Below are 25,062 nucleotides of genomic sequence, written 5' to 3' on the forward strand. Positions count from 1 at the left end.
ATGGTGACCTCTGGGCTGCATTGATGGCTAATCAACCTCACAGCTTACTATCACCAAACACACTCTAATGTTTCACTATTTACAATAAACCAAATGAGTCAAGTAGTACTGAAAATCAAGTAATTTCAAGAAAAATCAACATTTAGAATATGTTCATTTATAAGTTAGACTCAATTCCCAGTCAGAGAATTCAAAGTTATCCATCTCAATAATGAACAGCCCATTTTCGCTAACTGGCAGCTCCTTAGTCGCTTTGATGTACGTATTTATAGGCTCAAGATATTTGTCCGCTGATGTCCACAAATGATGCGCATGATCATAAATATATACGACATCACCATTCTGGATGCAGCTTTCGGATTCTGTTGGGCGGCTGATCTTCATGAAGTCAGAAGAGTCGTGATCTTCGGTATAATACGTATTACTACTATAGGTCCAGTAGTAATCTTTATAATCATCTTTCCTTGAGATCTGAACATAGTCATTGTCGTGAATACAAGTACCATTATATGGATGCCAGTTATCTAACTTAAACTTAGCGTTGGATTGCTCTCCATCGCGACCGTAGGTAAGCCAGCCATTAGGCACATTTGGATCCGCGTAAACATATTCACCAGTCGATCGATGCTTTAGCCTGATTGAGTTATATGGCTTATTGATTGGACGCACACTATGAATTGGCGTGCTTTCATCTGCATACTCAAACGCAGCGACAGGGAAATGGTCTGAATACTCATAAAAGTAATACGGCTCCTGTGTGCCAGGTAAAGCAACTCTATCCGATGCGATATCTAACACTTGGTTGTGCCAGTTCTTGGGTTGCTTGTGACTACGCTCGACCAGAACATAGTCAAGTAATTGCCCTTTTAGATCAGAATAGTTTGCGTGTGCTAAACCATTTACTGCAGGGTCCCATGAGTAAGGCGCACCGGCGTAATTGGTCGGCTCTGCTACATTTAAGGTCTCGAGCATTGAAGAAAACTCTTGTGACTCTTTTGCTACATTTAGATCACCAGCAATAAAAAACATTTCGTCAGCTGAGCGATTTGCCCCGAAAATATAATTCTCTATTTGTGCAAACTGGTCTTGTCTAACCACAGAGGGAGGAGTTTTGCAGGTATCATCATCAGCTTGAACGTGAGTGCCGATAATATTGTATCTCTCTCCACCTTTATTAATGACGGTATGTATAAAACCTTTTTGAGATGCCCAGTCTGCACCGCACCCATCTCTGAAGATCACTTGTGACTTGTACTCAATCGGATATTTACTGAATACAATCACGCCGCCATCATCAAGAGATGTCGATCGCCAACCTTCAGTGTGATCCCAGCCATTTTTTGTACGGCCTAAGACAGGAGTTAAATATCCAAACTTCTGAGCGAGTGCATCGATAAGTATTTGGCTCGCTTGGTTGTCGAACACTTCGTTAAATATAACCACGTCAGTATCATCAAAAACCGAAGAGTTCGCCAATAACTGTGCTCGTTTATTTGGATTAGTCCCACCAACGAAAACGCCGAGACGATGATCCAGCATATAAACGTTATAATTCATTATCTTGGGGGGTGAGCTGATCTCCTCAGCTAGCGAATTAAGACTGATCAGTATGAGCAAGACTGATATTAGATATTTAGTCATGGTTAGTGCATCTCCTATTAAACTGAGATGCATCCTCCCATAATGACACAATTGATAATAATGAAATAGACCTAAAAAAAATATCAAACCATAGTTAAAATATTAATAGTCATCATAAAAACCTTCAATTGGTAAATCCTCAACTTTTACAGCAACCATTTTCTTTACAGGACTATTTGAAATGATAAGCATATATTGGTTCGGCAACTCTTCAACAACTTGAACCGATTTAAAAAACGATAGCTTTTTTCGCGCTTCAATATATTTATCATAAACGAGCATGTCGTCATCATGTTCAAAATCAATGTCTCCATGATCAACGCGTTCTTCACGCAAGCTTACATTAAATAGCCCATTACTCTTGCGAATAAATTTTCCTTTTGTGTAAATATCTAAGGTGTTATTGAGTCCAGCTTCTTTTATAATCGTAACCGCCTCAAAATTTTCATCACTGATCACGACGTCCATGTGCTCCGTGGCCATATAGTCACCATCTATTGTCATATAAAGGGTCGTAGAGTTGACCAAAACATTATTTTTCGAACGTAGACTATATGCAATGGAAACCAGCATTAAACAAAGACAACACAGAAGAAAGTAAACACTTTTATTTTTAGTGAACATAGCGACTAAGCTCCGCTTTAACCATACCAACCAGATCATCCGTTGATTGAGGAGATTCAAACAAAACCACTAAATTGACAGGCGGTGCCAGTGGCTTGAGTATTACAATAGATAAACTTTCTTGAGAATGAGCAAGGATCAATCGGCTTAACCTACCTTGTTTAACTTCTTGAGAAACCAAAAGCTTAACGCCTTTTGCAACCAATTTGGCCTCTTCTTCATTATCACAATAGACAGTTAAAGCTTCGCTAGAAAACATTTTAGTCAGTGGAAGCCAGCTCGTTAACTTAGGGGCTTTTGCAGTGAACACCAACGGAAACAATGCCGCAATCGCTATGAATAAGCAGCCTAGAACAATATAGATTTGATTACGTCCGAATGTGAATCGTGTGTTTTTTTCGGAACTCTCTTCAAAGCTCTCAGTCTTACAACTTGGGTCTCCAGCTAATAAGTTGTCTTGGTTATCTGATTTATCATCATCGTCTTCTAGCCACAACACCGCCTCACTTTCGAGTTTATAACCAACCTTAGCGACCGTTTTTAGATACTTTTGTTGCTTCCCATTATCCTCAAGCAAAGTACGTATCGCGCTGATCGATTGTGTCAGTGAGCCTTCAGAGACATGTTTTCCTGGCCAAGCTCTTTTCAACAAATCTTCTTTAGTATTAATTTTTCCAGCGTTTTCACACAACATTAGAATCACAAGATGATCGTGATAGCCGATGCGCTTTTCTTCATTTTTGAGTAAATCAGTCACTAACGGGTGGTCTAAGTGGATTAACCAATCATTTACTTTGTACATAAATTAGCCTTGAAAAATGAATAACCATAATATTTATACAAATATATTTTCCATGGATAAATATTGGGGTTATTTAAAATAATTTTTATATGTCACTTGATTCATTCAACCATTTACCACTAACCGAACGTTAACAGGATTAATTAAATGGTTATTTAAAAAGGCAAAATAAGTAACTTTTTTGTAAACGCAACTATATATAAAAAAAACACCGTCATGAAACAAAAAAAACTAAAATACAGATATTTAAAAATTGACAACTAATTCATAAAAAAATAACAGATAATTACATTGGATTATTAAGAAATATTTAAACTTAGTTCAAAAATTGACTAATAATGACAAGAAATGTCTTTTAATTTTTTTTCTTACTTATAAGCACATCCGGTTATCTACGTTCACTAAAGGTTTCACTTACAACAAATTAATGTTTACAGATTAAGTTTTTGCGCACGTTAGGCTCATTTTAGGCTGACTATATTGGCTATCACCACCATCTCTATCGTGAAACCGATTTCTTAAAAGCTGATGCGTATAAGTCCTAAATCAAAGTAAAACTCCTAGCTTTAAACAAGAAAGATTGACAACATACTCGTTAAAATTGTTAATTTCATGCTCAAGAAAACCATACCCAACAGCCGTTGTACTTCCATGCCGCGAGCGTTTGTCGTAGGTTTTAGCCCAACCGATTTGTTGCGATTACATCTGCTATCCTCTTATTAAGCGTATAAATTTCCATCAGACATACAAAACCACACCGTTCACTGGTTGTTATTAGGTGAGCAAAGCAGGATAATATCGGGATCGGAATCTCAAGAATTAATCCATTATGACCGAATACCTTTTGTTGTTGGTTGGCACAGTGCTGGTCAATAACTTTGTGCTAGTGAAGTTTTTAGGGCTATGTCCTTTCATGGGAGTCTCCAAGAAACTGGAGACTGCGATTGGCATGGGCCTCGCGACGACTTTCGTTCTGACGTTAGCGTCGGTCTCTGCATACCTAGTAGAAACCTACATCCTTACCCCTCTGGGTATTGAATACCTGCGTACCATGAGCTTCATCTTGGTTATCGCGGTGGTTGTTCAATTTACGGAAATGGTGGTTCACAAAACCAGCCCGACTCTTTATCGCCTATTGGGTATCTTCCTACCTCTTATCACTACCAACTGCGCGGTGTTAGGTGTGGCACTTTTGAACATCAATGAAAACCACAACTTCATTCAGTCGATCATCTATGGTTTCGGCGCAGCGGTGGGTTTCTCTCTTGTTCTGATCCTGTTTGCTGCGATGCGTGAGCGTATTGCGGTTGCTGATGTTCCAATGCCATTCAAAGGTGCTTCGATTGCGATGATCACAGCAGGCCTAATGTCTCTGGCATTTATGGGCTTTACTGGGTTGGTGAAATAAGCATGAGTACCATTTTAATTGCGATCATTGCGCTAGCCGTTTTAGCCGCTATTTTTGGCGCTATTTTAGGCTTTGCTTCTATCCGTTTTAAAGTAGAAGCCGATCCTATCGTTGATCAAATCGATACCATTTTACCGCAAACTCAATGTGGCCAATGTGGCTACCCAGGTTGTCGCCCATACGCAGAGGCGATCGCTAACGGAGACAAGATCAACAAATGTCCTCCTGGCGGCCAAGCAACCATTGAGAAGCTAGCAGACTTAATGGGCGTAGAAGTTGAAGATTCCGCTCACGACTTAGATAACAAAGTAAAAACTGTTGCTTTCATTCATGAAGACATGTGTATCGGTTGTACTAAGTGTATTCAAGCTTGCCCTGTCGACGCTATTGTTGGCGGTACCAAGGCTCTGCACACAGTAATCAAAGACGAATGTACAGGTTGTGACTTATGTGTCGCACCGTGCCCTACTGACTGTATCGAAATGATTCCAGTGGCAACAACGACTGAAAATTGGAAATGGCAGATGAACATCATTCCTGTTACTGACATCACTAACCAAGCGACTGATGCGACTGCGTCAGAGCCTAAGGCATAGGGTTAGTATGATCTCTTTAATTGAACAAATTCGCACGGGCTCTATTTGGAACTTTCCGGGCGGCGTGCACCCTGCTGAAAACAAGAAACAGTCCAATACCACTGACATCGTTCATGCCAGACTTCCCGAGGAAATCGTTCTTCCTGTAAAACAACACATCGGTAAGCCAGGTAACTTATTGGTTGCTGCGGGTGACACCGTGCTAAAAGGCCAACAACTTACTGCCTTAGATACTGGTTTTACGTTACCTGTACACGCACCAACGTCAGGTGTGATTACCGCTATCGAACCAAGAACTACCGCTCACCCTTCAGGCTTGAGCGAAATGTGCGTAGTTATTAAACCTGATGGCTTAGACACTTGGATTGAAAAAAATCCAGTTGAAGATTTCTCGACAAAGACTTCTGACGAACTGCTTGATGTGATTCGCCAAGCCGGTATTTCAGGCATGGGCGGCGCAGGCTTCCCTACGGCTAAGAAGCTTCAATCAGGCCTTGGTCGTACCGACATTTTGATCGTCAACGCTGCGGAATGTGAACCTTACATCACCTCTGATGACAAGTTGCTTCAAGAACATGCCGACGAAGTATTAAAAGGCATCGAAGTCGTTGAACACATCCTTCAGCCAAAGCTGACGGTTATCGGTATTGAAGACAACAAGCCAAACGCGATAAAAGCGCTTGAGATTGCAGCGAAAGACAAAGATATCGTCATTCGTGTTATCCCAACTAAGTATCCTTCTGGTGGTGAGAAACAGCTGATCAAGATCCTCACCAACAAAGAGGTTCCGGCTGGCGGCATTCCTGCAGACATTGGTGTTTTGGTTCAAAACGTCGGCTCGCTTTACTCAATTAAGAGAGCGGTAATCGACGGTGAACCAGTGGTCAACCGCGTGGTGACTTTAACCGGTAAAACCTTTAAGCAACCTCGTAACGTGTGGGCACTATTAGGTACACCAGTACACGAGTTACTAGAAGAGTTTGGCTACAAAGCGGATAAAAAACTGCCACGTTTGATTTTGGGCGGCCCGATGATGGGCTTTACCTTGCCGCATGCCAATGTGCCAATCACTAAAACGTCGAACTGTATTTTAGCGCCAACGCGTCGTGAGATCTCACCAAGCACTTACGAGATGGAATGTATTCGTTGCAGCGCGTGTGCTGAAGCTTGTCCTGCGTCTCTACTTCCTCAACAACTGCAATGGCATGCCAAAGCCAACGAGTTGGATAAGTGTGAAGAGCTGAATATTAAAGACTGTATTGAATGTGGTGCTTGTGCGTTTGTCTGCCCAAGTGAAATCCCTCTTGTTCAGTACTATCGCCAAGCGAAAGCCGAAATCAAAACTCGAAAAGATGAAGCCGCTGCTGCAGAGCGCGCCAAGATTCGTTTCGAAGAGAAAAACGCTCGTATGGAGCGTGACAAAGCAGAACGTGAAAACCGCTTCAAGAAAGCTGCTGACAACCGTCGTAAAGATATGAAGTCTGCGGATGGGGATGATGCGATTGCAGCTGCAATTGCTCGCGTTAAAGCGCAAAAAGCTGCGGCAGACCAAGCTCCTAATACGGAATCCGCAGTGAAACCTGCGGTAGCCGCTGCAATTGCGAAGGCAAAAGCGAAACAAGCTGCGGCTCAGAAAGCGGATAGCACTGAACCTGACAATTCTGAAATGTCAAAACTGCGCGAAGAGCGTAAACGACAAGCTAGAGAACGCAAAGCACAACAAGCTTCAGCTGAGACTCAAGCCGAAAACTCTGGTGATGGCAAGAAAGATGCCGTTGCTGCGGCCATTGCTCGTGCTAAAGCCAAGAAAGCACAACAAGCGGAATCTGCTGCTGACGCTCCGGTTGAAAGCTCTGGCGATGCCAAGAAAGATGCGGTCGCTGCCGCTATTGCGCGCGCCAAGGCGAAGAAAGCTCAACAAGCTGAATCGGCTGTTGACGCTCCAGCTGAAAGCTCTGGCGATGCTAAGAAAGACGCAGTTGCTGCGGCCATTGCTCGTGCTAAAGCCAGGAAAGCTCAACAAGCGGAGTCAGCTTCTGATGCTCCGGCTGAAAGTACTGGCGATGCCAAGAAAGATGCAGTTGCTGCCACTATCGCTCGCGCTAAAGCGAAGAAAGCGCAACAAGCTGAAGCCGTTACTCAAACAGAAAGTGAAACTCCGGTTGAAAGCTCTGGCGACGCTAAGAAAGACGCCGTTGCTGCAGCTATCGCTCGTGCCAAAGCGAAGAAGGCGCAGCAAGCGAAACAGGCTGAGACAGTAGAAACTCCTAAGCCAGTACTCGAAGTGGTAGCTGAAACTCAACCAGAAGCTGTCGATCCTAAGAAAGCTGCTGTTGCTGCCGCTATCGCACGCGCTAAAGCGAAGAAAGCACAGCAAGCTAAGCAGGTCGAAGCTCAAGAAGTCGCTCCCGAACCTGTGGCTGAACCTTTAGTTGAAAAAGAGACTGTGGTTGAAGCTGAGGCTCAATCAGAACCCGCCGACCCTAAGAAAGCAGCCATTGCTGCCGCAATTGCTCGTGCTAAAGCAAGAAAAGCGCAGCAAGAGCAAGATAAAAAGAACAATGAGGAGAAAGAGTAGTGGCCTTCTTTATCGCCAGCTCACCGCACGCACACAATCGTAGAAGCACCCCAGATCTCATGAAATGGGTGGCTATTTGTGCATTGCCAGGTCTACTAGCTCAAACCTACTTCTTTGGATGGGGTACGCTCATCCAGTTAGTATTTGCTATCGCACTTGCTGTTACCTTTGAAGCTGCCGTAATGCTGTTGAGAAAACGTCCACCAGTAATGGCGCTACGTGATTACAGTGCTGTTGTTACTGCTTGGCTACTCAGTGTCGCTATTCCTCCACACTCACCGTGGTGGGTTCTAGTGATAGGTATGTTCTTCGCAATTATCATCGCTAAGCACCTATATGGCGGCCTTGGGCAAAATCCATTTAACCCAGCGATGATCGCTTACGTTGTTTTGTTGATCTCATTCCCTGTTCAAATGACCAGTTGGAATGCACCGAGCAGTTTAACAGCTGAAGCAACAAGTTTTGTTGACTCATTTTTGATGATCTTTACAGGCTTCAACAATGAGGGGCTGTCTCTACAGCAAGCTCGTTTAGGTATAGATGGCACCACAATGGCGACGCCGCTTGATGCATTTAAAACCGCATTAACGGCAGGCAACACCGCTTATGAAGCTCTGTCTCAACCGCAATTCAGCTGGCTAGCTGGCGTGGGTTGGGAGTGGGTGAACCTTGCCTACCTAATTGGTGGCTTGGTACTTATTAAGCAACGCGTGATTCAATGGCATATTCCTGTGGCTTTCATCGGCAGCCTTGCGCTGTTTAGCCTAGTGTTCTTAATCTTAACTCCAGGTGAAACTGCTTCTCCAACCATTCATCTATTGTCTGGTGCGACTATGCTAGGCGCATTTTTCATTGCGACCGACCCAGTTTCAGCATCAACAACAGTGAAAGGTCGCTTAGTGTTTGGCGCTCTGATCGGCGGTTTGGTATTTATCATCCGCAGTTGGGGTGGTTTCCCTGATGGCGTGGCGTTTGCTGTATTGTTAGCCAACATGTGTGTTCCACTGATTGACTACTACACCAAACCTCGTACATACGGTCACTAAGGAGCGGATGCCATGCTAAATGCAATTAAGAAAAACGGCCTTGTACTCGCGATTTTTGCGTGTGCATCGACAGGTTTAGTGGCGGTAACCCACTACCTAACAAAAGATCAGATCAAACAGCAAGAACAAGCTCAGTTACTGTCTGTTCTTAACCAAGTGATCCCGCACGATCTTCACGACAACGAACTGTTTTCGTCTTGTACTTTAGTACAAGCAGAAGAGCTTGGTACTGAGCAAGCGATGCCAGCTTACATCGCTAAACTTAACGGTGAGCCAAGCGCGATTGCGATCGAAGCGATTGCACCAGACGGCTACAATGGCGCGATTAAAGTCATTGTTGGAATGAAGATCGACGGTACTATTTTAGGTACTCGTGTGCTTTCTCACCAAGAAACTCCAGGTTTGGGTGATAAGATTGATTTGCGTGTAAGTGATTGGATTCTTTCGTTTGCAGGCAAACAAGTAACAGATTCTAATCTTGACCGTTGGAAGGTTCGTAAAGACGGTGGTGACTTTGACCAGTTTACTGGCGCGACCATTACTCCTAGAGCGGTCGTGAAATCTGTCAAACAAGCGGTTCAGTACGTTAACCAAAACAACCAAGCATTGCTTGCTCAACCTCTAAATTGTGGTGGTGAATAATGAGTGACCATAAAACACTGATCAAAAATGGCATGTGGGCCAATAACCCCGCCCTAGTGCAACTTCTTGGGTTATGTCCACTGCTGGCTGTATCGTCAACAGTCACTAACGCGCTTGGGCTCGGCATTGCTACCTTACTTGTACTGGTCGGCTCAAACGTTTCTGTTTCTTTGGTTCGTAACCATGTACCAAAAGAAGTGCGTATCCCAGTATTCGTAATGATCATTGCATCGCTAGTAACGTGTGTTCAACTACTGATGAACGCATACGCCTATGGGCTTTACCTATCTTTGGGTATATTTATCCCGCTGATCGTAACCAACTGTATAATCATCGGTCGTGCAGAGGCCTTCGCTTCAAAAAATGAAGTGCTACCAGCGGCTCAAGATGGTTTTTGGATGGGTCTAGGCATGACATCAGTATTGGTCGTGTTAGGTGCGATGCGTGAGATTATTGGTAACGGGACCCTATTTGATGGCGCAGACCTGCTGCTTGGTGACTGGGCTTCTGTGTTACGAATCCAGATATTCCAATTTGATAACAGCTTCTTGTTAGCCCTGCTTCCACCGGGTGCCTTTATTGGTGTTGGTTTCTTAATTGCTTTGAAAAACATCATCGATAACCAAGCAAAATCTAGACAACCAAAACAAGAGAAACCAGTCATTGAACGCGCTCGCGTTACCAATGCCTAATAAGTTAAATTAGCTTAAACTCCGCTGATCTAGCTCAATCACTCAGCGGGGAAAATCAGATCTAAACATTATATATAATAATGACGCTCATAAGAGCGCGTAACCGATGATAAAGAAGAAGCAATCCAAGCTTCATGCCCTAACTATTTGAAAGTAATGTCGCTATGAACAATGTAAAACGAGTAGAAATACTTGAGCGTTTAAGAGAAAACAACCCAAAACCAGAAACCGAGCTTAACTGGAACAGCCCTTTCGAGTTGCTGATCGCTGTGCTGTTATCTGCGCAAGCAACCGATGTCAGCGTCAACAAAGCCACGGATAAGCTTTACCCTGTGGCTAATACTCCACAAGCAATTTTCGACTTAGGTGTTGATGGCTTAAAAGAGTACATCAAAACTATCGGCTTATTTAACTCAAAAGCAGAAAACACTATCAAAACGTGTCGTATGCTGCTTGACCTACACAATGGTGAAGTACCGGAAGATCGCGCTGCATTAGAAGCCCTTCCAGGCGTTGGTCGTAAAACAGCAAACGTAGTATTGAACACAGCCTTTGGTTGGCCAACCATTGCCGTTGATACACACATCTATCGTGTATCAAACCGCACTAAGTTAGCGATGGGTAAAACCGTCGACGATGTCGAGGCAAAGCTGCTCAAAGTTATTCCCAAAGAATTCAAACTGGATGTCCACCATTGGCTCATTCTTCATGGTCGTTACACCTGTGTCGCGCGTAAACCACGCTGTGGCAGCTGTATCATTGAAGACTTGTGTGAGTTCAAAGAGAAAACGGACGTCTAGGCTCATAAGCTGTTAGCCCTAAGCGAAAGAAGCTAACAAGCCTATTGGCCAAAAAAGCACCGCGTTTATCCTGCGGCATAAAACAGAATTACAAAAACGTATACATAATTAAAGCTAGGAGCAAATCATGTCAAACGGTCGTATTTTACACACCATGCTACGCGTTGGTGATCTAGACAAGTCTATCGAGTTCTACACCAATGTAATGGGCATGCAGCTATTACGTAAGAACGAAAACAAAGAGTACGAATACACACTGGCTTTCGTTGGCTTTGGTGACGAATCTCAAGGTGCTGTGATTGAGCTGACTTACAACTGGGGCACGACTGAATATGACCTTGGCTCAGCTTTTGGTCACGTTGCTATCGGTGTTGATGACATCTACACAACGTGTGATGCGATTAAAGCAGCAGGCGGTAATGTGACACGTGAAGCTGGCCCGGTTAAAGGCGGCTCTACTCACATCGCATTCGTTAAAGATCCTGACGGTTACATGATTGAGCTTATTCAGAACAAACAAGCAAGTGCCGGTCTAGAAGGTTAATTCCTCAACCTCTTTGCGAATTTGGGCTTGAACGCCTGATGAAATGAAAAAAAGAAGTGAGCACTGTGCTCGCTTCTTTTTTATGTTTCCACGCACGAACAATACCCTTCACCAATTATTATTAACAATCTCACCAATGAAACTTTACATGATAATGATTATCATTTAAATTAAACACCTATTGATTAGTGAGGTAACACAATGATTAGCGAATGGGAAAAACACACGTTACTTGCCGATACTGCATTGCAGCTCGACGATCCTGTACGAAGTATTCTCCACTATCAGCAAGCATTGAACTTGAGCGAAGAAATCACTGAGCGTACCGATATTCAGGCTGACGAACGCCTACTGATCTCTGTGATCTCTTGCCACAATCTCGCGCAATTCTGGCGATGGGCTGGTGATACCGAATACGAGCTCAAGTATCTTCAATTGGCTTCAGAAAAAGTGCTGACACTGATCCCGCAGTGCCCAAACACTCAATGTTCCAGCTTTATCGATTCTATTGGTTGCTGTAAGAAAGCGCTGATCGATTTCATGAAACGCCATCCCAATCCTAAAATTGCTTCTATGGTAGAAAAGATCGATACCGCGACCAACTGTGAAATGATCGCTCGTTTCCGCTTGAACTAAACGAGTTGCGTTTAGACAATGGCTCCAAATTTTAAAGACAAAAAAGCCCGTCATTACGACGGGCTATCTGATTTCAAAACAAGCAATTATTCTGCTTAAACCTGCGTACGACCTAAAGAGATAACAACGCGTCGGTTCTTGTCTTTACCAATTGGCGAATTGTTGTCTGCAATCGGGCGACGTTTACCATAGCCCTGAACTTGGATACGATCTTCTGGCAAGCCTAAAGATTTGAAGTACTCTCTTAACGATTCCGCTCTGCGCTCTGAAAGGTTTTGGCTAATACCTTTGCTGTCGACAGAATCGGTGTACGTTGCCACCAGCACAAGATCGATGTCTTGGTTATAGCGAACGTAATCGGCGATCTGGCTCAGCCTTTTGCGCGACGACTTGTTCAGCTGATCACTGTTACGGTCATAGTGCAAAATAGTGAAAGAGATATCTTCAAAGCTGTAAGGCAGCAGGTTAGCAACACAGTCACTGAACACATTGTATTTTTCTTGGAATAACACCGATGACAGCGACACTTCGATTCGCTGGTCGCGGCTCTGCCACTCTTGGTAACTGAATGTCGGGTAGCGCCCTTTCTCCAACTCACTCAAGATTCCCCACGCCGTTTGACCGCCAACGTAGCCATCAAATTGTTGGAAGAACTTAATGGTTGTCATGCGATCAGCACTTTCACCCGGACGCCAAGGTGGCGGCATCGAAATCAAGCTGACATTACGCGTAGCACCCATCGGGCGACGCATTTTAAGCTCAAAGTCCAAAATGATTTTTTTACTCGCGCGAGATGAGAACTCAGCATCACCAAAATTTGGGATAGGGTGAACCAAGCGGCATTCGAGTGGCGTGTTGGCCACCATCTCCCACGTTGACTGTTGAGGAGATGCTCCGTAACGCTTTTCTTGTGCCATTACTGGTGACGACATAAGTAGCGAAAATAGCATTGAACCTGTTATGAGTTGTTTCTTCATAAAGTGGAGTATCTCTTAAGCAATTCGTTTAACAATGCAGCCAATTGCCGCATTTTTCTCTCACGTTTAAATATGCAATTATCAAGCCGCAATGGATTAGGTAATTTATGATTTATTGCCCTTCCCTAGTTTTTATCACTGCTATTATCTGCAATAATGCAGCCTTAATCACACTTATTTGGGCTAACATGACTGTAGAAAACGAAGCTCTGACCCTAAAAAAACGCTTTCGTGGCTATTTTCCAGTGGTCATCGACGTGGAAACCGCAGGGTTTAACGCTGAAACCGATGCATTATTAGAAATCTGTGCCATTACGTTAAAAATGGATGAGAACGGAGATCTGCACCCTGCATCAACGCTTCATTTTCACATTGAGCCTTTTGAAGGCGCAAATATAGAGCAGGCAGCATTAGACTTTAACGGAATTAAAGACCCATTTAGCCCATTACGTGGTGCTGTGTCGGAACAAGAAGCCCTTAAAGAAATCTACAAGCTAGTGAGAAAAGAACAAAAAGCTTCAGATTGCAGTCGCGCAATCATGGTTGCTCACAACGCTACATTCGATTTGAACTTCGTTAATGCGGCAAGTGAGCGCTGTAAGCTTAAACGCGTCCCTTTCCATCCATTTGCTACTTTTGACACTGCAGCTCTTAGTGGTCTTGCCTACGGTCAAACCGTTTTGGCTAAAGCTTGCCGCACTGCAGGGATGGAATTTGACAACAAAGAAGCACACTCTGCTTTGTATGATACGCAAAAAACCACAGAGTTATTTTGCGGCATTGTAAACAAATGGAAAGCCCTTGGTGGTTGGCCTCTTGTTGACGAAGAATAAAAAATAGAGTCGGTAAACGTTCACTCGTATTGCCTTCATAAAAAACACAACATCCCGAGAATAATATGAATCCTGTTGTAATTTCAGTTTGCATCATGCTTGTTTTAGCTTTGATGCGCGTAAACGTAGTCGTTGCTCTCACGTTCAGCGCAATTATCGGTGGCGTAGCCTCTGGTATGGGCTTGAACGACGCAGTCGCGGCTTTCGAAAGTGGATTAGGTGGCGGTGCAACTATCGCACTTAGCTACGCTATGCTTGGTACATTCGCTGTTGCTATCTCACGTTCTGGTATCACAGATCTCCTTGCTCAAAGTGTTATCAAACGCATTCACGGTAAAGAGAACAGTGCAGCATCGACTGGTCTTAAATACGGCATCCTTGCGTCGTTGATCTTAGTGACCATGTCTTCACAAAACGTGATTCCTGTACATATCGCCTTCATCCCAATCTTAATCCCACCTCTACTAGGCGTATTCGCAAAAATGAACCTAGACCGTCGTCTAGTTGCGTGTGTGCTTACTTTTGGTCTGATTACGCCTTACATGGTGTTACCGATTGGTTTTGGCGGCATCTTCCTAAACAACATCCTGCTTAAAAACCTTCACGACAATGGTCTTGAAAACGTTGTAGCGAGCCAAGTACCTATGGCAATGTTGTTACCAGCAGCAGGCATGATCTTCGGCCTTCTTACCGCAGTATTCTTTACTTACCGTAAGCCTCGCCAATACAAAGAAACCTCTCACACTGTTGTTTCAACAGAAGTGAAAGAGATCAACAAGAAGCACATCCTAGTTGCAGCGGCTGGTATCGTAGCAGCGCTAACAGTTCAACTGTCGACGGGTTCTATGATCATCGGTGCTCTAGCGGGCTTCATGGTATTTACCTTCGGTGGCGTCATTGCTTGGAAAGAGACACAAGATGTTTTCACCAAGGGCGTTCATATGATGGCAATGATCGGTTTCATCATGATTGCAGCGGCAGGTTTCGCGGCAGTTATGAAGCAAACGGGTGGCGTTGAATCTCTGGTTGAAGCTCTTTCAACTAGCATCGGTGACAATAAACCACTAGCAGCGCTACTTATGCTAGTGGTTGGTCTACTGGTAACAATGGGCATTGGTTCTTCGTTCTCTACGATTCCAATCCTTGCAACTATCTACGTTCCACTAGCAGCAGCATTTGGTTTCTCACCAATGGCAACGATCGCTCTAGTAGGTACAGCAGCAGCACTTGGTGATGCAGGTTCTCCGGCTTCTGACTCAACATTAGGTCCAACGTCTGGTCTAAATGCTGATGGTCAACATGAGCACGTATGGGAAACCGTAGTACCGACGTTCTTGCACTACAACATCCCACTGATCGTATTCGGTTGGATTGCAGCTATGGTTCTGTAGTTAAAGAGTCCTACGCTATCTTTTATAAAGACCGCCTCGTGCGGTCTTTTTTGTATCTGGATTCTTACCTATATTTTCAAACACGCTAACCTTCTGAACCAACGTCACTTTCTATACATTACCCCGTGCGCATTCATATGCAACTTATGGCTATTCATTGAAATCACTTCTACACTTAAGTGGTTAATAAATAAGCCGCTAATTCATAGAGAATACCAATCACAGTAAGTAAATGATCAGAAATAGCGCAGGAAAAAGGTTCGAGAACAAGGCAGATTTTTTGGTAAGTAGTTATTCTACAATCAAAAATTCTAACGCAGTTATCGAGCGTTTTAACCAGCTAGGATGATTAGTTGTTTACTACGATTGGGGTAATAAAGTGGCAAGACTCAATACGTCAGAAGGCTACTATATGGATATACTCGCCCGTTCGCGCTATCTCATCATTGATGACAGCAGTGTGATTCAAAGTGCAACACGCGCACTGCTTATCAAGTTAGGCGTACCAAATAACAATGTAATTAGTGCTTCCAATGCACAAAATGCGATTGGGGCTTGCCGCACACATCGGTTCGATATCTTATTGATTGACCACGATTTAGGCTCAGGAAGTAATGGCTTACAACTGCTTGAGTTTTTGCAGCAAAAAGAATTGATCAAGCCACAAACGATTGTCTTTATCGTCACTGGTAATGACAGCCAAGATACCTTCTTTGGTTATGCTAACTTCGAGCCTGATGGTTACTTGATTAAACCAATACGTGCCGATGACATAATAAAAAGAGTTACGTCGGCACTCTCTCGACAACAATACTTTTCAACATTAGAGCAGGCCTATCTCAAGAACGGACTCAACGCGGTAAAGCCACTCTTTGGACAAGCCCCTGACTCGTCGACATTGAAAGATGCCATCATCTATATGGCGAACATTCTGATAAAAAACCAACACCTCGATGAAGCACAAGCCATGTTGAATGGACTGCTGCAGCTTCATGATTACCAGCCTGCAAAGATCAAGCTCGTTGAAATCCATATCGCCAAACAGCATTATCACGACGCCCTCAGTCAAATAGATGGCTTGATTGAAGACAACCCTCGCAATATCAAGCTACAACAGCTTAAGGTTAAGATCTGCTTAAATACCAGTGACTTCGAGTCAGCTAACACTCTCATTGAGCAAGTGCTCACCGTCAATGGCAGCAACATCGAACTGACCAACACCATGGTTTGGCTTCAATTGCTCGATAACAATGTCGAACAAGCGACTCTGTACCTCAAATCGCTAGCCCAACTAGTCCCGCATTCGATTTGGGACTCAGCAGGTAAGCGAGCACTTATCTTGTGGGTAGACAGTTTAACCCTCTCTCAAAAAGAGTTAGTAAACTGGAAGCCAGAAGCCGCTTGGCAAAGGCTCTCTCACTCCGAAAAATCGAATGCGCTTAGTAAACCACTATTGAAGCTTTGCCGTACCTTGCAGCTCATTCAACTTGATCAGCAAGAGGTTGCGAAAGAGCGTATTGAGAGCATTTCAATGAATGAGTTCTCAGACAATGATGTCGAAGCCTTCTTCTTGTTGGCATTGTGTTATCAAGCCTTGGGTCGACAAGACAAGATCGATCAAGTAAAGCGCCAAATTGAGATCCACCTAAAAGCAGACCACACCAGCCTCGCCCTTTTGCAGCGTATGGCATTACAGCGAGCAGACAATTTTGCATTACCCACACTAACCAAAAAGCCTTTGGCCGCCGTTAGTTGAGCACACCGTCAAACCCAAATGAATACGTAAACGACAGGATGTCTTTATGCAGAACAATGCTACAAAAACGAAAACGGGGTGTGTCGCCTTTCTATTGAGTTGCCTTACGGTATTCATGTGGCCACTGCAGAGCCTTGCTGAAAGCACACCTTTAGAAAACTCGTCGAATAACCAAGTTGTATTACGTGTCGGCCTGCCTTCTTACAACATGGTTCCTTATAGCTATCAACATCAAACTCCCTCTGGGAACAGAGTTTCAGAAGGGCTACTTATCAGCATGTTGGATGAGGTATCGGCAAACGCAGGCTTCAAATATCAGATTGAGCTGTACCCAACATTTAGCGGCGTACTCAGTGCATTTGAAAAGGGTGAATTAGATTTGTTGGTCGGCGTCTCTTCGACCAAAGAGCGCCAAGAATACATGACCTTTAGTGAACCCATGTTCTCGATTCGACGAGCGGTCATTACTCAAAATCTGAAAATAAACGACTTGAGTGAACTGGCAACCGCAAACTTAGCGCTAGAGAAAGGGTTTGCGCTCAATGACCTTCTTCCGAGCTTGCTTCCAGAGAGTCGAATTACCACCTTGGACAGCACACAAGCGGCCTTCACTGCGATTGAAGATAATCGTGTCGACGCTTACATTGGGGATGCGCTTGCCCTTTCTGCGCTGCTACGTGAACAGCCTAAAGACTCACTCACACTATCCGTCCTTCCTGATCTGCCAGCTGACCACTTGCACTTCGCCGTCAAAAAAGGAAAACATAAACTACTCAGCCGAATCAACTTTGCTTTAGAGGACATCAAGCAAGGTTCGCTGCAATCGATTTACAATCAATGGCTTGCCCCATCTCAACACTCGATGTTGCTGGACTACGGAGCACTGAACTTAACCCAAGACGAAAAGAACTGGCTCGATAGAAATCCTAGCATCCCAGTAGGAACACACGCCAATTGGTACCCTTACGATTTTACTAACGAGCAACAGCAACACTCAGGCTTATCTGCTGACGTCTTAAATCTAATAAGTAATGTGCTCGGCGTGTCATTTGAAAGTACCACTTACCTAACTCCAGAAGCAGCCGAGGTCGCGTTCAATAATGGTGAGACAATGGTGCTAACCAACATCACGCCAACCACAGATAAAGCGCGATACATGGACTTCACTCAAGCCTACAGTTTTGAACCATGGGTGTTATTGAGTCGCTCTGATCGCTTAGGCAACTTTGCGCCAAGTGGCAACGAAGCGATTGGTGTGATTGAAGATTCTGGAGGCACAACAGTTCTACCTTCTCTCTGCCTGACTTGCCAAGCCGTCCCTTACATCAATCACGTGAGCACTTTCCAAGCATTACAGAAAGACGAGATCAGTTTCGCGCTCGCTTCACTTCATCATGCTGCACCTTTATTGCATCAAGACTATGTTGGGCAATTTAAAATCACTGGCACCATTAATGAGCAAAACAGCGCTCCTTTAGCTCTCGCGGTCAACTTCCGCCATCCCATGCTACTGAGTATTATCAACAAAGCCATTAGCGCATTGCCTGCCAATGAACTTGAGCGCTTGGAAAATAAATGGCTGACCTATGAATACCAAGAAGGCTTGTCGCCACGTGAAGTGGCTAAATGGTCGGTGATCATCGGGCTTGGGATCTTTATAGTCATCTTCGTGATCGTATTCTGGAATCGCAAGATGGCAGCGGAAATCGAGCAGCGAAAAGTCGCAGAACAACGGGCCAAAGCAGCGGAAGCCCATTTACAAACCCTGGCCGACAACATTGATGGGGTTGTGCTTAAACATATTCAAACAAACCTCGGGCAGCCTTTGAATATCCAGTTTAGCTTCGTCAGTGCCGGTGTAACCGATATGTTCGGCTTATCTGTTGATAGCGTAAAAGAGCATCCTCAACGTCTTTTTGAGCTTATCTCGAAAGATGGCTTGCCACAGTTTAAAACCAGCATGCTCGATGCCATTGAATCCGGGCATTGGGAAAATGAACAGCAAGTGCAGTTAGAATCAGGTGAAGCGAAATGGGTGAAATTTAATAGCCAAGTATCGAGCGGCCAAGCCATTGAGTGGAACACGGTGATAACAGATATCACCCTGCTGAAAAAACAGCAACAGGCTTTAGACAATGCTCGCCAGAAAGCAGAAAGTGCCACCGCCGCTAAGTCTCAGTTCCTAGCAACTATCAGTCATGAGGTTCGCACCCCAATCAGTGGGATCTTAGGGCTATTAGAGTTAATGCAGGAACATCAGCTGAGTGAAGAGTTGCTGAACTTACACGGTGGATTGAATCAGTCTGCTCGTAACTTACTGCACATCGTTAATGACGTACTCGATTACTCCAAGATTGAAGCGGGAAAACTAGAACTTAACCCTACCGAGATTGAATTAGGCAAAGTATTAGCGCGCATCGTACAACCGCAATCCATTCATGCACAACAAAAAGGCTTGGCCTTCCACTATTGGCAAGACCCAAACCTCGCTCAGTGGTTGTTTGCAGACGACATACGACTCCACCAGATTCTGAATAACTTCCTCAATAATGCGATTAAGTTCACCGAGCATGGGACAATATCGTTACATGTTGATGTGATTGGACAGAACGAACATCAGCAGAAAATTAGCCTCACTGTCTCAGATACAGGTATTGGTATCCCGAAAGACAGACAACAAAGTTTATTCCAGCCTTTTGAACAAGCCGACAAAACCACCAGCCGCCGTTTTGGGGGCACAGGGCTTGGGCTGTCTATCGCTTTGAAGTTGATTGAACAGATGAATGGCACCATAGAGTTGTCGAGTGAAGAAGGAAAAGGCAGCCACTTTACGGTTACCGTTACCCTCCCAACTTGTACTCCTGAACAGGCAGTCAACAACGCTTTGGCTCTGCCACAAACTTTACTCTGCACTTCGGATGTTGAAAATACTATTGAACTAGGTGTGGGCAATCACTCTCACGAGGTGTATGTGGTTGGTTACGTTCTGCAACAAGAAGAGCTGTGCCGATATCTGAAACACTTCGGCCTTGAACCAAAGGTTCTGCATATTAATCAAAAGCACCTGCTCAAAGAGATGGTCGTCAAACATCAGCCAAAACACATCTTTGTTACGATGTCTGTATGGCAGCAACTGGCGATTACCGATGCATGGATTCAACAACATACAAGCTCAACACGCTTCACGGTGATCAACCAAAATCCAATGCTCTCGCCTGAGCCTTTAGGCAACTCTTGGTGCTTGTCGGTCAATCCGCTGCTACCCGATAACCTTGTGCATGTTCTAACGAAACCCGTCAGTCACGACAATCTAATCTCACCAGTGGATAGCGAAGCTAAAGCGCCTATCGCTGAAGAGACTCGCGAACAAGCTGAGAACAATGGTAGGCTGATTCTGGTCGCGGAAGATCACCCTATCAACCAGCAAGTCATCGCTAAGCAACTTGAAAATATTGGTGTCCATGCCGACATAGTTGATAACGGAGTTCTGGCTCTGAACGCCTTGAAAGATAAACGCTATGGGTTGCTTCTCACCGATTGCCACATGCCGGAAATGGATGGATACACGCTTGCTTCAAGCATTCGTCAGGTAGAACAACGCAGCGAAGAACTTGCTCAAGAAACTCGAAGGTTGCCTATCGTCGCATTAACAGCAAATGCCGTACAAGGTGAGGATGCTAACTGTTATGCTCACGGCATGGATGACTTCTTGGTCAAACCCGTTTCTATTAAACAGATGAGATTAACCATTGAGAAGTGGCTGCCCGCAATCGACGATTCCAACCCGGTTCGTGAAACTGATGTTTACGATGCAAAGGAATTAAAGGCACAGAATCAGGAAGTCAGTGCTTCATCAAACTCCTCACCTAAAGACGAAGAAGCCAATGAATTTTCGATGCTGTTCCAAGATATTGAACAGAGCTTTGCGGAAGTGGAGATCAGTAACCCATCAGAGCCTAGCCAAGAGGTTACTCCTGCTAGCCCTCAAGACTCATTCAATCTTACTAACAATCAAGTTATCGACTACGCCGCGCTCTACGACCTATTTGAAGATCACGATGTCGTAATGACCTTACTCGATGAGTTTGCCGCAAGCTTTATTGAAGATAATGAACGGATAAAAACATATTGGGCGAGCAAGGAATACAAGGAACTAAAAACCACAGCGCACCGACTTAAAGGCGCAGCGAAAATGGTCGCATGTGACAGGATTGCTTCTCCGCTCGCAATCATTGAGGCACGAGCAAACGACCTGGTAACCGAAGACACGGACTTAGAGCAAGTCGAATCAAAAATTGAAGCGTCAATCGAGGAAGTGAATTCCACATTTGAACGATTTACTGAGGAAATAAACCAACTACGTCAGACAAAAGAAAAGGCTTACTCTTATGAGTAAGCCTTAGAAGTCATTGCGCCAATACAGACAACTCTCGCTGAATTACGCAGCGGGAGCATTACTCACTAGAATTTCGCGAATAGACTTAAGCGTTGCTTCCGTTGAATGGTAATCCAATTCAACTTCACTAAAGATGCCGTTCACTTCAAGCATTAAAGTCGGATAAGAGAATACTCCCATCGCTTCTTTAAAGCCTAACTGGTCATCTAACTCACTTTCCAATAACTTGCTAGAAAGGTCATTTTCAAACTGTTGAACATTCATACCTAGCTCTTCAGCCAACTGCAGATGCGTTTCTTGGCTATGTGGCAACATCGCACGAAGATAATAAGCATGTTGAATCGCTTCAAGCATCGCTTCGTAGTGGTCTTGAAAACCAGCGGCAATCACAGCACGGCATGCAGGGTAAGTACTACGAACAGGTTGGCACTCAGTCCAAAATTCATGGTTAAACTCAGTCCCTAGTTTAGCTTCGATTTGCTTCCAAATCGCTTGCAGCTTGCCTTTCATCTCTTCTGACATTGGCTCATCAGAATCCGGGGCCAAACCACCCACTACATAGTTAAACTCAATGCTCGCAGGCAATTGTTGTTTCAATAACTCAAGTGTTGGCTTGTAACCCCAACACCAGCTGCACATTGGATCATGCACATAATGAAGTTTTACGTTCATTGTTCATTCCTTATCGAGTCAATGATTCGATCAATTCAAACAAAAAAGGAGCCTAATTAAGGCCCCTCATTTTAACTATTCAGCGCAAAGGCTAGAACTTATTCAGCGTCATCGCCAGCAACTTTAGCCGCTGCTTCTTTGATGATTGGCTGAAGTTCGCCTTTTTGGAACATCTCAAGAATGATGTCACAACCACCGATTAGCTCACCTTCAACCCAAAGTTGTGGGAAAGTTGGCCATTGTGCGTAAGCTGGAAGCTCTGCACGGATATCAGGGTTTTGTAGAATATCTACGTAAGCAAATTTCTCGCCACATGCCATTAGAGCTTGAGAGGCTTGAGAAGAGAAACCACAGCTAGGTAGCTTAGGAGAACCTTTCATGTACAGTAGAATAGTGTTTTCTTCAATTTGCTGTTTGATTTTATCGATAGTTTCCATTGCTTCCTCGTTAATGGATTACGGCTTTTATTGCCTTTATTCTACCCCAAACCAAAAGAATAAAAACCATATAAAAAAAGCGGTTAACAAGCTAAGCTAACAATTCACACAAAAGTGATGAAATAAGCTTTTAATAAAGTAAAAACTTGCTAAACTATATCGCAAGTCAGCAAATTGACCATGGTTGGCAGTATAACGAGCCATGAATAATAATATCACTGGAAGCAATCGAAAGAGTTAACTCTTTCATATCAATGGAGAATTGAGCAATGGCATTTGAACTACCGGCTCTTCCTTACGCGAAAGACGCGCTAGAACCACACATCTCAGCAGAAACGCTAGATTTCCACCACGGTAAGCACCACAACACTTACGTTGTTAAGCTAAACGGTCTTATCCCAGGTACTGAGTTTGAAGGCAAAACACTAGAAGAGATCGTTAAGACTTCTACTGGTGGTGTTTTCAATAACGCTGCTCAAATCTGGAACCACACGTTCTACTGGCACTGTCTTGCTCCTAAAGCAGGCGGCGAACCAACTGGCGCTGTTGCAGAAGCTATCAACGCTGCATTCGGTTCTTTCGAAGAATTCAAAGCGAAGTTCACTGATTCAGCAATCAACAACTTCGGTTCTTCTTGGACTTGGTTAGTTAAGAAAGCTGACGGTTCTCTAGACATCGTTAACACTTCTAACGCTGCTACTCCTCTAACAGAAGAAGGTGTTACTCCACTTCTAACTGTTGACCTATGGGAACACGCTTACTACATCGATTTCCGCAATGTTCGCCCTGACTACATGGCTGCATTCTGGAACCTAGTAAACTGGTCTTTCGTAGAAGAGAACCTAGCTAAGTAATTATTACTTACGCTGCGCTGTTTTTAGCGAGTTATCTATTGAAAGCTCATGCTTCGGCGTGAGCTTTTTTGTATCTGTCGTATTCCACAAAATCTCGACATTTCGTAATCAACTTGCCAATAGAGATTACTTCTCGACCTATTGATAGCGTTCTTCCCCCCGCTGTATAAATTCTCTATTTGCCTGTCATTAAACACTAAAGTTTGCCGACTCCATGCCGTTAAAGGTGTATCCAATGAGAGGCGACATGCAAATACATACTTTAGACAAAGCAGGAATCATCAACGAACTGAAGTTCGGCATCGGGATCAGCCAAGCGGTTGAGCAAGGTCGCCGTGCAGATTTCGCGTTGCTGTTATCTATGTTTTCTAATGATGTTCGTGATTGCACGCCGATTGACACCATTGAAATCACAGAGACCAATGAAGATCGCCTCCGTAAACAATTCGGCGTAGCAGAACCTCAACAACTGCGTTCAAACCAGTCGTCGTATGAAATTTCAGCTCAACAATCTAATCATTTTCATCAAGCCAGCCTTGCCAGCGCCAAGCTCAGCCATTACTTAAAGCCTGAAGCGCTTGCCTTCATGCCTGAAGATACGGGCGACTTACCCGAAGAGGTTTATCAAAATCTTTCTGGTCATGACCGACGCAAACTAGCAAGCAAGGATTCACCTGATTTGCCACATGCCACGCTCTACAATGATCTAACTACCGCGCAACGTCAGTATCAAATTCAAGCTCAAGTATAGCGGTCACCTAGCTTTCCCTTTTTCGCTGTCTATCCACCGCTCTTCTTGAATTAACTCGCGCACATTAAAGCATTCATGCGAGTGATATGAACCACTAGCCTTAGGCAAGCTAAAAACACTAGATGTCGGTTACCGCTTGAAGTTACTACAAAATGTGACGTGCCACTAAGTTCATAAAAACTTATTAATGGGTACAGCTTAGTTTGAACCAATTCACACCCATTGTATGAAATTTAACCCATCCTTGTTCGACATGGACGATTTGTTTAGGCACTGGGATGAAAATAAAAAGCTCAATCATATTGGTGACATCTGCTGGCTCGCGGCTGGGAGGGACGATTGCGAACCACTTTGTTAACCTTGGAGCCACAGTCATCCTTTGTGATAAGGACTCAGAAGCACTTCAGGCAACTTATTTACAATGTGCCCGATTTTCTGACTCTGTTTACCATTACCCGCTCAAAGGCAATGACAACCAAGCGATTATCAGCGTATATGATTTTATTCAATCGACCTTCAACACTACACCTGATGTGCTGGTCAACAATTGGATAAGCTCCCCAATGCCAAGCCTAATTGGTGATCAGCCTGTCAGCAGCTTTATTAATGATCTCTCATCGATGGCATCGACCCTTTTCGCATTTGGGCAAATTAGTGCCGAGAGGTTGCGAGAGGAAGACAAGGAAGGCGTGATTGTGAATGTGATATCTCATGATGACTTTCACGATATGTCCGGTTTAGAGAGCGCAAACTCTATGATCACTGGCTTTACCCATAGTTGGGCTAAAGAACTGACTCCATATGGTATTCGAGTCGGGGGTGTTGTCCCCGCTGTTCATAACTCTGATGGCAAACTCAACCGATGCCATTGGGCGCAGCTGCAAGATGAACTTACTAGAACAACCGAATACATTGTCTCGAACGACTACTTCAGTGGGCGAGTTGTGGCGGCAGAGGTTTAACCCGTTCCCGACTCCAAAATATAT

General features: G+C 44.2%; 22 protein-coding genes. 16 read left to right on the forward strand and 6 right to left on the reverse strand.

What is annotated here, in order from left to right; genetic code table 11:
• Nucleotides 1-153 precede the first annotated feature (153 nt).
• From sph to CWO27_RS02690, 3 genes are all read right to left on the reverse strand, one after another.
• A complete protein-coding gene (gene sph / locus CWO27_RS02680; protein ID WP_240699191.1) occupies nt 154-1,641 on the reverse strand; it encodes a sphingomyelin phosphodiesterase in 1,488 nt (495 codons plus the stop codon).
• A 102-nt stretch (nt 1,642-1,743) separates the two neighbouring features.
• A complete protein-coding gene (locus CWO27_RS02685; RefSeq protein ID WP_241902320.1) occupies nt 1,744-2,109 on the reverse strand; it encodes a hypothetical protein in 366 nt (121 codons plus the stop codon).
• A gap of 145 nt (nt 2,110-2,254) precedes the next feature.
• Entirely contained in the window at nt 2,255-3,022 is a 768-nt protein-coding gene (locus CWO27_RS02690) for a winged helix-turn-helix domain-containing protein (protein WP_240699189.1), read from the reverse strand.
• Nucleotides 3,023-3,896: 874 nt separating this feature from the next.
• On the opposite strand from CWO27_RS02690, the gene rsxA reads away from it, so the two are divergent.
• The 9 genes from rsxA (at nt 3,897) to CWO27_RS02735 (ending at nt 12,009) form a co-directional block, all read left to right on the forward strand.
• Nucleotides 3,897-4,475 (forward strand): electron transport complex subunit RsxA, encoded by a 579-nt coding sequence (gene rsxA, locus CWO27_RS02695; protein ID WP_004734039.1) that lies wholly within the window; start codon nt 3,897-3,899, stop codon nt 4,473-4,475.
• 2 nt (nt 4,476-4,477) lie between these two features.
• Entirely contained in the window at nt 4,478-5,071 is a 594-nt protein-coding gene (rsxB, locus tag CWO27_RS02700; RefSeq protein ID WP_017103577.1) for an electron transport complex subunit RsxB, read from the forward strand.
• A gap of 7 nt (nt 5,072-5,078) precedes the next feature.
• The gene (gene rsxC / locus CWO27_RS02705; protein WP_102431662.1) at nt 5,079-7,649 is read left to right on the forward strand and encodes an electron transport complex subunit RsxC; all 2,571 of its coding nucleotides are present in this window, start codon (nt 5,079-5,081) and stop codon (nt 7,647-7,649) included.
• On the forward strand, nt 7,649-8,695 hold the full coding sequence (gene rsxD / locus CWO27_RS02710; protein WP_107898521.1) for an electron transport complex subunit RsxD: 1,047 nt from the start codon (nt 7,649-7,651) through the stop codon (nt 8,693-8,695). The genes rsxC and rsxD overlap by 1 nt, the downstream gene beginning before the upstream one ends.
• Before the next feature lie 12 nt (nt 8,696-8,707).
• Entirely contained in the window at nt 8,708-9,337 is a 630-nt protein-coding gene (rsxG, locus tag CWO27_RS02715) for an electron transport complex subunit RsxG (protein ID WP_048662060.1), read from the forward strand.
• Nucleotides 9,337-10,029 carry an electron transport complex subunit E gene (locus tag CWO27_RS02720; protein ID WP_012603531.1) on the forward strand — a complete coding sequence of 231 codons (693 nt, stop codon included), beginning with the start codon at nt 9,337-9,339 and terminating at the stop codon, nt 10,027-10,029. Before rsxG ends, CWO27_RS02720 begins: the two co-directional genes overlap by 1 nt.
• A 164-nt stretch (nt 10,030-10,193) precedes the next feature.
• A complete protein-coding gene (gene nth, locus CWO27_RS02725) occupies nt 10,194-10,829 on the forward strand; it encodes an endonuclease III (RefSeq protein ID WP_010437137.1) in 636 nt (211 codons plus the stop codon).
• Between the two features lie 127 nt (nt 10,830-10,956).
• The gene (gene gloA, locus CWO27_RS02730) at nt 10,957-11,373 is read left to right on the forward strand and encodes a lactoylglutathione lyase (protein ID WP_004734046.1); all 417 of its coding nucleotides are present in this window, start codon (nt 10,957-10,959) and stop codon (nt 11,371-11,373) included.
• A gap of 201 nt (nt 11,374-11,574) precedes the next feature.
• The gene (locus tag CWO27_RS02735) at nt 11,575-12,009 is read left to right on the forward strand and encodes a DUF2753 domain-containing protein (protein WP_004734047.1); all 435 of its coding nucleotides are present in this window, start codon (nt 11,575-11,577) and stop codon (nt 12,007-12,009) included.
• A 95-nt stretch (nt 12,010-12,104) separates the two neighbouring features.
• On the opposite strand, the gene motY is transcribed toward CWO27_RS02735, so the two are convergent.
• Nucleotides 12,105-12,986, reverse strand: a complete 882-nt coding sequence (motY, locus tag CWO27_RS02740) for a flagellar protein MotY (protein WP_004734048.1) — start codon at nt 12,984-12,986, stop codon at nt 12,105-12,107.
• Nucleotides 12,987-13,174: 188 nt separating this feature from the next.
• Between motY and rnt the strand changes: the two genes are divergently transcribed.
• From rnt to CWO27_RS02760, 4 genes are all read left to right on the forward strand, one after another.
• Nucleotides 13,175-13,819 (forward strand): ribonuclease T, encoded by a 645-nt coding sequence (gene rnt / locus CWO27_RS02745; protein WP_017061178.1) that lies wholly within the window; start codon nt 13,175-13,177, stop codon nt 13,817-13,819.
• A 65-nt stretch (nt 13,820-13,884) separates the two neighbouring features.
• Nucleotides 13,885-15,210: a Na+/H+ antiporter family protein gene (locus CWO27_RS02750; protein ID WP_048659751.1), complete on the forward strand. Its 1,326-nt coding sequence runs from the start codon at nt 13,885-13,887 to the stop codon at nt 15,208-15,210.
• Nucleotides 15,211-15,622: 412 nt separating this feature from the next.
• Complete coding sequence (locus tag CWO27_RS02755; protein ID WP_240699570.1) at nt 15,623-16,966, forward strand: response regulator; 1,344 nt, start codon at nt 15,623-15,625, stop codon at nt 16,964-16,966.
• 46 nt (nt 16,967-17,012) lie between these two features.
• The gene (locus CWO27_RS02760) at nt 17,013-21,362 is read left to right on the forward strand and encodes a transporter substrate-binding domain-containing protein (protein WP_102433625.1); all 4,350 of its coding nucleotides are present in this window, start codon (nt 17,013-17,015) and stop codon (nt 21,360-21,362) included.
• A gap of 42 nt (nt 21,363-21,404) precedes the next feature.
• Here the strand turns inward: CWO27_RS02760 and CWO27_RS02765 are convergent, their stop codons facing one another.
• Together CWO27_RS02765 and CWO27_RS02770 are read right to left on the reverse strand one after the other, a co-directional pair.
• Nucleotides 21,405-22,034, reverse strand: a complete 630-nt coding sequence (locus CWO27_RS02765; protein ID WP_057622342.1) for a DsbA family protein — start codon at nt 22,032-22,034, stop codon at nt 21,405-21,407.
• Between the two features lie 98 nt (nt 22,035-22,132).
• Nucleotides 22,133-22,471, reverse strand: coding sequence for a Grx4 family monothiol glutaredoxin (locus CWO27_RS02770; protein ID WP_004741702.1), 339 nt, complete (start codon nt 22,469-22,471; stop codon nt 22,133-22,135).
• 269 nt (nt 22,472-22,740) lie between these two features.
• Here CWO27_RS02770 and sodB point away from each other — a divergent pair, with 269 nt between their 5' ends.
• The 3 genes from sodB to CWO27_RS02785 all read left to right on the forward strand — a co-directional run bounded on the left by sodB (nt 22,741) and on the right by CWO27_RS02785 (nt 25,038).
• Entirely contained in the window at nt 22,741-23,325 is a 585-nt protein-coding gene (sodB, locus tag CWO27_RS02775; protein ID WP_004734050.1) for a superoxide dismutase [Fe], read from the forward strand.
• Nucleotides 23,326-23,572: 247 nt separating this feature from the next.
• Entirely contained in the window at nt 23,573-24,076 is a 504-nt protein-coding gene (locus CWO27_RS02780; protein ID WP_261378607.1) for a VC2046/SO_2500 family protein, read from the forward strand.
• A gap of 278 nt (nt 24,077-24,354) precedes the next feature.
• Nucleotides 24,355-25,038, forward strand: a complete 684-nt coding sequence (locus CWO27_RS02785; protein WP_048659756.1) for an SDR family oxidoreductase — start codon at nt 24,355-24,357, stop codon at nt 25,036-25,038.
• The last annotated feature ends 24 nt before the right edge of the window (nt 25,039-25,062 follow it).

This window comes from Vibrio sp. 10N.286.51.C3 (assembly GCF_003050065.1).
GTDB classification, from domain to species: Bacteria; Pseudomonadota; Gammaproteobacteria; order Enterobacterales; family Vibrionaceae; genus Vibrio; species Vibrio crassostreae.

Excerpts from the sequence above, each read along its gene's own strand:
- sph (WP_240699191.1), bottom strand. The coding sequence starts at position 1,641 with ATGACTAAATATCTAATATCAGTCTTGCTCATACTGATCAGTCTTAAT.
- CWO27_RS02685 (WP_241902320.1), bottom strand. The coding sequence starts at position 2,109 with ATGGACGTCGTGATCAGTGATGAAAATTTTGAGGCGGTTACGATTATA.
- rsxA (WP_004734039.1), top strand. The coding sequence starts at position 3,897 with ATGACCGAATACCTTTTGTTGTTGGTTGGCACAGTGCTGGTCAATAAC.
- rsxB (WP_017103577.1), top strand. The coding sequence starts at position 4,478 with ATGAGTACCATTTTAATTGCGATCATTGCGCTAGCCGTTTTAGCCGCT.
- rsxC (WP_102431662.1), top strand. The coding sequence starts at position 5,079 with ATGATCTCTTTAATTGAACAAATTCGCACGGGCTCTATTTGGAACTTT.
- rsxG (WP_048662060.1), top strand. The coding sequence starts at position 8,708 with ATGCTAAATGCAATTAAGAAAAACGGCCTTGTACTCGCGATTTTTGCG.
- CWO27_RS02720 (WP_012603531.1), top strand. The coding sequence starts at position 9,337 with ATGAGTGACCATAAAACACTGATCAAAAATGGCATGTGGGCCAATAAC.
- nth (WP_010437137.1), top strand. The coding sequence starts at position 10,194 with ATGAACAATGTAAAACGAGTAGAAATACTTGAGCGTTTAAGAGAAAAC.
- gloA (WP_004734046.1), top strand. The coding sequence starts at position 10,957 with ATGTCAAACGGTCGTATTTTACACACCATGCTACGCGTTGGTGATCTA.
- CWO27_RS02735 (WP_004734047.1), top strand. The coding sequence starts at position 11,575 with ATGATTAGCGAATGGGAAAAACACACGTTACTTGCCGATACTGCATTG.
- motY (WP_004734048.1), bottom strand. The coding sequence starts at position 12,986 with ATGAAGAAACAACTCATAACAGGTTCAATGCTATTTTCGCTACTTATG.
- rnt (WP_017061178.1), top strand. The coding sequence starts at position 13,175 with ATGACTGTAGAAAACGAAGCTCTGACCCTAAAAAAACGCTTTCGTGGC.
- CWO27_RS02750 (WP_048659751.1), top strand. The coding sequence starts at position 13,885 with ATGAATCCTGTTGTAATTTCAGTTTGCATCATGCTTGTTTTAGCTTTG.
- CWO27_RS02755 (WP_240699570.1), top strand. The coding sequence starts at position 15,623 with ATGGATATACTCGCCCGTTCGCGCTATCTCATCATTGATGACAGCAGT.
- CWO27_RS02760 (WP_102433625.1), top strand. The coding sequence starts at position 17,013 with ATGCAGAACAATGCTACAAAAACGAAAACGGGGTGTGTCGCCTTTCTA.
- CWO27_RS02765 (WP_057622342.1), bottom strand. The coding sequence starts at position 22,034 with ATGAACGTAAAACTTCATTATGTGCATGATCCAATGTGCAGCTGGTGT.
- CWO27_RS02770 (WP_004741702.1), bottom strand. The coding sequence starts at position 22,471 with ATGGAAACTATCGATAAAATCAAACAGCAAATTGAAGAAAACACTATT.
- sodB (WP_004734050.1), top strand. The coding sequence starts at position 22,741 with ATGGCATTTGAACTACCGGCTCTTCCTTACGCGAAAGACGCGCTAGAA.
- CWO27_RS02780 (WP_261378607.1), top strand. The coding sequence starts at position 23,573 with ATGCAAATACATACTTTAGACAAAGCAGGAATCATCAACGAACTGAAG.
- CWO27_RS02785 (WP_048659756.1), top strand. The coding sequence starts at position 24,355 with ATGAAAATAAAAAGCTCAATCATATTGGTGACATCTGCTGGCTCGCGG.